Origin of the sequence: Pseudonocardia sp. SID8383, assembly GCF_009864975.1 — a bacterium.
Taxonomy (GTDB): Bacteria; Actinomycetota; Actinomycetes; order Mycobacteriales; family Pseudonocardiaceae; genus Pseudonocardia; species Pseudonocardia alni.
Genome location: NZ_WWFY01000887.1, coordinates 1 through 8,066, shown reverse-complemented (window position 1 = coordinate 8,066; position 8,066 = coordinate 1). Strand labels below are relative to the sequence as shown.

Sequence of the window (8,066 nt, the reverse complement as noted above, 5' to 3'; positions counted from 1 at the left end):
CGGCCGGATCGCCGCGGCCGGGGTCTCGGCGACCTCGACGCCCGCGGCGCGCAGCTTCACCAGCGCCCCGTGCGCGGCGCCGGCCAGCTCCGGGGAGTCCCACAGGTTCCCGGCCAGCGCGACGACGGTCGCCTCGTCCGGGTCGAGGTGGATCTCGCCGAGCTCGTAGTCGGCCCGGGCGATCCGGTAGCCCTCGACGGTGTCGAACACCGAGTTGTGGCCGGTCTCCAGGGGCACGCCCAGCTCGCGCAGCTCGGCCTTGTCCCGCTCGAACATCCGGAAGAACGCCTCGTCGCCGGTGCCGTCGGCGTAGCCGGGGACGATGGACCGGATCCGCTCCGCGGACAGGTACTGGCGCGTCGACATCAGGCAGAGCACCAGGTTGACCAGTCGCTCGGCGCGGGCGGAGGACACGACGGGCATCGTAGCCAGGCCGGACGGGAGGGATCGGGCGCCCCGGGCCGCGGGCACCCGGGACCGCGCCGGGGTGTCTCATCCTGCGACAGGGTCGTTGACGGCGACGCGCGTACGGAAAAGGCTCGACCCCGGGTGCGGCGCCGCGGCCGCACCGGCACGTGGAGGTGGCGCATGTCCGGTGAGCAGGAGACGTTCAACCCGTGGACCGTGGTGAACCTGGTGTTCCACCACCTGGCCGACCAGGGTCTGCACCCGGTGCTCGGGGAGACCGGGGACCCGGCCGCGGCCGCGACCGGGCTGCTGCGGTCGATGGGGATCGCCCCGGCGCCGGAGAAGGCGGGCCCGGCCGACCCGGAGGTACAGGACGAGCTGGCCGAGCTGCGCCGCCGGATCATGCCCGGGATCGAGTGATCCGGCACCGGTGATCTAGTTTGCGCTCCGCACCGGACGGACCGGTCCGCGAGGAGGGGCGCCGATGGAGCAGCAGGCCGAGCGCGCGATCGTGCAGCGGCAGCTCGAGGAGCTGCACCGGGCGGTCGGGAGCCCCGGCGGGGTGCCCGACGGGCGGGTCGTCGCGTACTACCCGCCGTCGATGGCCGGGCAGGCGCAGCTGTTCGGGCTGGCCGCCACCGACATCGAGGGCACCCAGTGGGAGGTCGGCGACGCCGGGGTCCGCTTCCCGTTGCACTCGATCTCCAAGGTGTTCACCTACGGCCTGGCGCTGGAGGACAACGGCCGCGAGGAGGTCCTGCTGCGGGTCGGGGTCGAGCCCTCCGGCGACCCGTTCAACTCGATCAGCTTCGACGAGGTCAACCACCGCCCGTTCAACCCGATGATCAACGCGGGGGCGCTGGTCGCGGTGAACCTGGTGCACGGCGCCACCAAGGAGGAGAAGGTCGAGCGGCTGCTGACCCGGCTGCGGATCTACGCGGGCAACCCCGACCTGGCCGTCGACGAGGACATCCTCGCCGAGCAACTGGTCTCCAACGACCGCAACGTCGCGCTGTCCTACCTGATGCGCAGCCTGGGGATGCTGCACGGCAACATCGAGGACAACCTGTACGTCTACCTGGCGGCCTGCTCGGTGACCGTCACCGCCGCGGAGCTGTCGACGATGGCGGCGACCCTGGCCCGGGGCGGGGCGAACCCGTTCACCGGGGTGCCTGCGCTGCCGCGGAGCTACACCCGTGACGTGCTCAGCGTGATGAGCATGTGCGGCATGTACGACGCCGCCGGGCAGTGGGCCTACGAGGTCGGCATCCCGGCCAAGTCGAGCGTGTCCGGGGCGATCCTGGCGGCGATCCCGGACGCGATCGGGGTCGGCGTCTACTCCCCCGGGCTGGACCGGCACGGCAACTCGGTGCGCGGGATCGCGGTGTGCCGGGAGCTGTCCGACCGGTTCGGGCTGCACGTGTTCGCCGACCCGTCGGAGTCGCGGCTGGGCCGGATCGTGCGCCCGGGCCGGCGGGAGGAGGCGACCGAGATGTACCCCTCCGGCGACGGCTGGCTGCCCGACGGGCTCTAACGATCCGGCGCGGCGGACGAGTCCTCTGCGGGACATCGTCGTCGACACCGGGAGCAGGGCACGCATGGCCACGTTGGACGTCGTCGCGGACCGGGCGCTGCGCCGGGCCGGGGCCATCCGGTTCCACCGCCGCCACCGCGGGGAGGCGGCGGCGATCCTCGCCGCGATCGAGGCCGAGCGCGGTCCGTCCGACCCGGCGCCGGCCCGGGCGTGCGACGCCTGGGCCGGCGACGTGCTGGGCTGGCGCGGCTACGCCCCCTGGCTGCGGGTCTACGCCGCGGTGGCCGGGGAGTTCCGGGAGGGCTGGATCCCCGACAACTACTACGGCCGGGTCGTGCTCCCCGCGGTGCAGGGGCCCTACGGCGAGGTCTCGAAGCTCAAGCCGCTGTCGCGGCGGCTGCTGCAGTCCGACCTGTTCGCCGACGTCGCCTACTGGGTCAACGGCGGCCTCTACGACCGCGACCTGCGCCACCTCGACCACGCCGGGCTCGCGTCGGTGCTGTTCGCCGGCTCCGACCGGGCGGTGTTCAAGTCCGACGACTCGATCCAGGGCGCCGGGGTACGGGTGCTGCACCGGTCGGGGTTCGACCCCGACCAGCTCGGCGGGCTGCCGTCGGGGGTGTTCCAGAGCTGGGTCGACCAGCACCCGCTGCTCGCGGGGTTCACCCCGGGCTCGGTGGCGACGATGCGGGTCACCACCGTCGTGACCGACGACGGCGTCGCCTCGGTCCGGGCCGCCTACCTCCGGTTCGGGCGCGCCGCCGACACCCACGTGCGCTCCGACAGCCACGTGCGCGTCGCCGTGGACACCACGACCGGCCGGCTCGCCGACCACGGCCTGACCCCGCGCTGGACGCGCGTCGATGCCCACCCCGACTCCGGCGCGGGGTTCACGGGGACCACCGTGCCGGGCTTCGACGGGTGCGTCGCGGCGGTGCTGGAGCTGCACCGGGGGATGCCGTTCGCGCGCTGCGTGGGGTGGGACCTGGCCGTCGACGCCGACGAACGGCCCGTCGTACTGGAGTGGAACGCCGGACACAACGACATCAAGTTCTCCGAGGCCACCCAGGGCCCCTGCTTCGCGGACATGGGCTGGGAACGGCTGTGGCGACCCGCGGCCCGGATCCCGGCCCCGCGACGGCCCGGCCCGTAGGTTCGGTCTCCGGACGCCCCCGGCGGGGGGACGACGCTCCGGTGTCATGGCCGAGCCGGGCCCGGGGAATCCGGGTGCGGCCGCCCCGCGGGGTCCGGCACCCTGCGGGGCATGGACACCTACCGGCGACCCGACGTGCCGGCCGCCGTGTTCCACGACGCCACCGGCACGGTCGTCCCGCACGGGAGCCGCTGGGGTCCGGACGGCCCACCGGAGGACAGCTACTCGGTGGTGACCCACTCCGAGCGGTTCCGGCCGCTGCACACCGTCGCCGACGCCGTCGTCGCGCACCTGGCCGCCCGTTACGACGTCGATGTCGAGCACGAGGACGCCCCCGCCCGGGACGAGCCGGGCGCGGTCCGGGTGGCGACGCTGCGCCCGCGCGACCCGGACGCGGCCACGGTGACGCTGGTGTGGACGGATTTCCCGGGCGTCGTCGTCCGGGCCGGGCACCTGCTGTCCGCGCACCTGCCGCCGTGCGGGTGCGACGCCTGCGACGACACCTGGTCGCAGGTCGCCGACGAGCTCGAGCACACCGTCGCGGCGGTCGTCGCCGGGACGTTCCGGGAGTGGTGCACCCGTCGCGACGGCGTCACGTGGGTCGGGCACGCGCTCGGACCGCACCGCGGCAGGTCGTCGTCCGGGGAGACCGTCGCCGACGCCACGTCCGACGGCCGTAGGGCGACCGTGTGCGCCGGCCCGGGTGACGCTCCGGTCGTGTGGGCGACCTGGCCGCCGCGCCACACCTGAGCCGCGCGCTCGCTACGGTGCGACCGGACACCCCCGACGAAAGGGACACCGATGGTCGCGCAGGCCGAACGCGAACTGGTCCAGCAGCAGTTCGAGGACCTCCGCAGCACCTGCACCGCCGGCAGCGGGATCCTGCTGCCCGGCGAGGAGGTCGTCAGCTACTACCCGCCCGAGATGGAGGCCCGGGCCGAGGAGTTCGGCCTGGCCGGTACGAACGTCGACGGCACGCAGTGGCAGGTCGGCGACTGCGACGTCCGCTTCCCGCTGCACTCGATCTCGAAGGTCTTCACCTACGGGCTCGCGCTGGAGGACAACGGCCTGGCCGAGACGCTGCGCCGGGTCGGGGTCGAGCCGTCGGGGGACCCGTTCAACTCCATCTCCTTCGACGAGACGCACCACCGCCCGTTCAACCCGATGATCAACGCGGGGGCGCTGGTCGCGGCGAACATGGTCAAGGGGGCCACCAAGGAGGAGCGCGCCGAGCGGCTCCTGGAGTGCAACCGGGTCTACACCGGCAACCCGTCGCTGGAGATCGACCGCGCGGTCCTCGACGAGCAGCTGGTCTCCAACGACCGCAACCTCGGGCTCAGCTACCTCATGCGGAGCCTGGGCATGCTGCACGGCGACATCGACGACACCCTCTACGTCTACCTCGCCGCCTGCTCGATCACGGTCACCGCACCGGAGCTGTCGACGATGGGCGCCACGCTGGCCCACGGCGGGGTCAACCCGCTGACCGGGGAACGGGCGCTGCCCCGCGAGCACCTGCGCACGGTGATCAGTGTGATGAGCATGTGCGGGATGTACGACGCCGCAGGCGAGTGGGCGCACGACGTCGGCATCCCGGCCAAGAGCGGGGTGTCCGGCGGGATCATGGGGGTGCTGCCGAGCTGGTTCGGGCTGGGGGTGTACTCCCCCGGCCTGGACCGGCACGGGAACTCGGTGCGCGGCGTCGCGGTCTGCCGGGAGCTGTCGTCACGGTTCGGGCTGCACGTGTTCGCCGATCCGGAGGAATCGCGGTTCGGTCGGATCGCCCAGCCCGACTGAGCCGTACCCCGGGGTGGGTGTCCACCCACCGCGGGGCCGCGGTCAGAGCGAGGCGATCAGGCGGTCCACCCGCTCGTCGACGGCACGGAACGGGTCCTTGCACAGCACGGTGCGCTGGGCCTGGTCGTTCAGCTTCAGGTGCACCCAGTCGACGGTGAAGTCCCGCCCGGCGGCCTGCGCGGCGGCGATGAAGTCCCCGCGCAGCTTCGCCCGGGTCGTCTGCGGCGGGGTGTCCTTGGCGGCCTCGATCTCGCCGTCGTCGGTGACCCGGTCGACCAGCGCCTTGCGCTGCAGCATGTCGAACAGGCCGCGACCACGGCGGACGTCGTGGTAGGCCAGGTCCAGCTGGGCGACGCGGGCGCTGGACAGCTCCAGGTCGTGCTTGGCCCGGTAGCGCTCCACCAGCCGGTGCTTGATCGCCCAGTCGATCTCCCGGTCGATCTTCGACAGGTCCTGGGACTCGACGGCGTCGAGGGTGCGGCCCCACAGCTCGACGACGCGCGCCATCGCCGGGTCCGGGTGCCCGGTCGCCTCCAGGTACTCCACGGCGCGGGCGTGGTACTCGCGCTGGATGTCCAGCGCGGAGGCCTCCCGGCCGCCGGCCATCCGCACCGGGCGGCGCCCGGTGAGGTCGTGGCTGATCTCGCGGATCGCGCGGATCGGGTTGTCCAGGGTGAAGTCCCGGAACTGGACGCCGGCCTCGATCATCTCCAGCACCAGGGTGGCCGACCCGACCTTGAGCAGGGTCGTCACCTCGGACATGTTCGAGTCGCCGACGATCACGTGCAGCCGCCGGTAGCGCTCGGCGTCGGCGTGCGGCTCGTCGCGGGTGTTGATGATCGGCCGGGACCGGGTCGTCGCCGAGGAGACGCCCTCCCAGATGTGCTCGGCCCGCTGGGACAGGCAGTACACCGCTCCGCGCGGGGTCTGCAGGACCTTCCCGGCACCGCAGATGAGCTGGCGGGTGACCAGGAACGGCAGGAGCACGTCGGCGATCCGGGAGAACTCGCCCTGCCGCGCGACGAGGTAGTTCTCGTGGCAGCCGTAGGAGTTCCCCGCGGAGTCGGTGTTGTTCTTGAACAGGTAGATGTCCCCGCCGATGCCCTCGTCGACCAGGCGCCGCTCGGCGTCGACGAGCAGGTCCTCGAGGATCCGTTCACCGGCCTTGTCGTGCGACACGAGCTGGGTCAGCGAGTCGCACTCCGCGGTGGCGTACTCGGGGTGCGACCCGACGTCGAGGTAGAGACGGGCACCGTTGCGGAGGAAGACGTTGGAGGACCGGCCCCACGACACCACCCGGCGGAAGAGGTAGCGCGCCACCTCGTCCGGGGACAGTCGGCGCTGTCCGTGGAAGGTGCACGTGACACCGAACTCCGTCTCGACCCCGAAGATCCGACGCTGCATGCCGTTCAGGGTAGGCGCCCGACCCCCTCTACTGTCACGACTGTGAGTGGATGGTTCGAACGCGTCGCCCGCAGGTCCCGTCGTCTGGACCGCGGGGTGGACTCGGTCTCCCGGGCCGACCGGGCGGTGACCGAGTTCATCGCGAGCCGTCCGCCGAGCCGGGTGGACACCTCGCTGCGGCGGCTCACCCGCACCGCCGACCACAGCGTGCTGTGGTTCACCATCGCGGCGCTGATGGCGGTGCGCCGCGGCGCCGGGCGCAAGGCGGCGATGCGCGGGATCGCGTCCATCGCGCTGACCAGCCTCACCGCGAACGCCCTGCTCAAGCCGTTGCTGCCGCGCCGGCGGCCGGCCGCGGCGGAGCTGCCCGTCTACCGGACGGTGGCCGACCCCCCGTCGTCGTCGTCGTTCCCGTCGGGGCACGCCGCCTCGGCCGCGGCCTTCGCGACCGCGGTGGTGATGGAGAACCGCCGGGCCGCACCGGTCGTGGTGCCGCTGGCGGCGCTGGTCGGCTGGTCCCGGGTGCACGTGGGCGTGCACTGGACCTCCGACGTGCTCGTCGGGGCGGCGATCGGCACCGGCGTGGCGAAGCTGACGAACCGCTGGTGGCCGGTGCGTCCCAGCGACGAGGCCCGCGCCCGCCCGATCGACACCGTCCCGGTCCTGCCGCAGGGCGAGGGCCTGGTCATCGTGTCGAACCCGTTCTCCGGGCCACCCGACCAGGACGTGTCCGAGGAGGTCCGCGAGCGGCTGCCCGCCGCGCACCACCTCGTCGTCGGTGACGGGGTGAAGGTCGAGGACATGCTGACCGAAGCGCTCGAGGAGCGCGGGAACTGGGTGCGCGCGGTGGGCGTCGCGGGCGGAGACGGCACCGTCGCGACCGCCGCCGCGGTCGCGGACCGGCACGGGCTGCCGCTGGTCGTGGTGCCGGGCGGGACCCTGAACCACTTCGCCCGCGACGTCGGTGTCTACGACACCCAGGAGGCCGTCGACGCCACCCAGGCCGGCGAGGCCGTCGCGGTCGACCTGGCTCTGGTCGAGGCCCATCCGGGCCGCCTGGACGACCCCGAGGACGTCTCGGTCACCCGCACCCGCTACTTCATCAACACCGCGTCGATCGGCTCCTACCCGGAGCTGGTGCGGCTGCGCGAGCAGTGGCAGCCGCGCTACGGCAAGTGGCCGGCGTTCGCCGCGGCACTGATCACGGTGCTGCAGCGCTCGGAGAAGATCTCGGTCCGGCTCGGGGACCGCTGGTACAAGGTCTGGTTCCTGTTCGTGGGCAACGGCCCGTACCACCCGCGCGGCGCGGTGCCCGCCTGGCGTCCGACGCTGGACTCGGGCCTGCTCGACGTCCGCTGGCTGCGCGCCGACGTGCGGTTCTCCCGGCTGCGGGTCGTCCTCGCGCTGATCCTGGGGGCCCTGGGGCACAGCCGGGTCTACCACCAGCGGGAGGTGCCCAGCCTCGACGTCGAGCTGCTGGAGCCGAGCATGCTGGCCACCGACGGCGAGGTCGTCGAGGAGGCCGGGCGCTACACCTTCCGGGTCGCCGAGAAGCCGATCCCGGTCTACCGCCGCGACGAGGACCGCTGGACCGGGCGGGACCGCCCGTTCCAGGGATGAGCGGCGTGCCGACGGGAGGCACCGTGCTGCTGCGGTCGGTGCGGCCGCTGGGGCCCGGCTGCGACGGCCTGGGCGACCCCGTCGACGTGCTCCTGGACGGGGGCCGGGTGCGCGCCGTGGGCGCCGGGCTCGACCCGGGCGGCGCCGAGG

At 73.3% G+C, this 8,066-nt stretch carries 7 protein-coding genes and 1 pseudogene; 6 read left to right on the top strand and 2 right to left on the bottom strand.

What is annotated here, in order from left to right; genetic code table 11:
• Positions 1-414 (bottom strand): annotated as a pseudogene (locus GTW08_RS21450) (WYL domain-containing protein); the annotation flags it as partial.
• A 174-nt stretch (positions 415-588) separates the two neighbouring features.
• On the opposite strand from GTW08_RS21450, the gene GTW08_RS21445 reads away from it, so the two are divergent.
• From GTW08_RS21445 to glsA (GTW08_RS21425), 5 genes are all read left to right on the top strand, one after another.
• Positions 589-828: a hypothetical protein gene (locus tag GTW08_RS21445; RefSeq protein WP_073574845.1), complete on the top strand. Its 240-nt coding sequence runs from the start codon at positions 589-591 to the stop codon at positions 826-828.
• A gap of 64 nt (positions 829-892) precedes the next feature.
• Complete coding sequence (gene glsA, locus GTW08_RS21440; RefSeq protein WP_073574844.1) at positions 893-1,942, top strand: glutaminase A; 1,050 nt, start codon at positions 893-895, stop codon at positions 1,940-1,942.
• Positions 1,943-2,006: 64 nt separating this feature from the next.
• Complete coding sequence (locus GTW08_RS21435) at positions 2,007-3,095, top strand: sugar-transfer associated ATP-grasp domain-containing protein (protein ID WP_202417500.1); 1,089 nt, start codon at positions 2,007-2,009, stop codon at positions 3,093-3,095.
• 111 nt (positions 3,096-3,206) lie between these two features.
• The gene (locus GTW08_RS21430) at positions 3,207-3,845 is read left to right on the top strand and encodes a DUF6226 family protein (protein WP_073574843.1); all 639 of its coding nucleotides are present in this window, start codon (positions 3,207-3,209) and stop codon (positions 3,843-3,845) included.
• Positions 3,846-3,896: 51 nt separating this feature from the next.
• The gene (gene glsA, locus GTW08_RS21425; RefSeq protein WP_073574842.1) at positions 3,897-4,892 is read left to right on the top strand and encodes a glutaminase A; all 996 of its coding nucleotides are present in this window, start codon (positions 3,897-3,899) and stop codon (positions 4,890-4,892) included.
• A gap of 42 nt (positions 4,893-4,934) precedes the next feature.
• Here the strand turns inward: glsA (GTW08_RS21425) and pafA are convergent, their stop codons facing one another.
• Positions 4,935-6,296 (bottom strand): Pup--protein ligase, encoded by a 1,362-nt coding sequence (pafA, locus tag GTW08_RS21420; protein ID WP_073574841.1) that lies wholly within the window; start codon positions 6,294-6,296, stop codon positions 4,935-4,937.
• A gap of 42 nt (positions 6,297-6,338) precedes the next feature.
• Between pafA and GTW08_RS21415 the strand changes: the two genes are divergently transcribed.
• Complete coding sequence (locus GTW08_RS21415) at positions 6,339-7,916, top strand: phosphatase PAP2 family protein (protein ID WP_346009949.1); 1,578 nt, start codon at positions 6,339-6,341, stop codon at positions 7,914-7,916.
• The last annotated feature ends 150 nt before the right edge of the window (positions 7,917-8,066 follow it).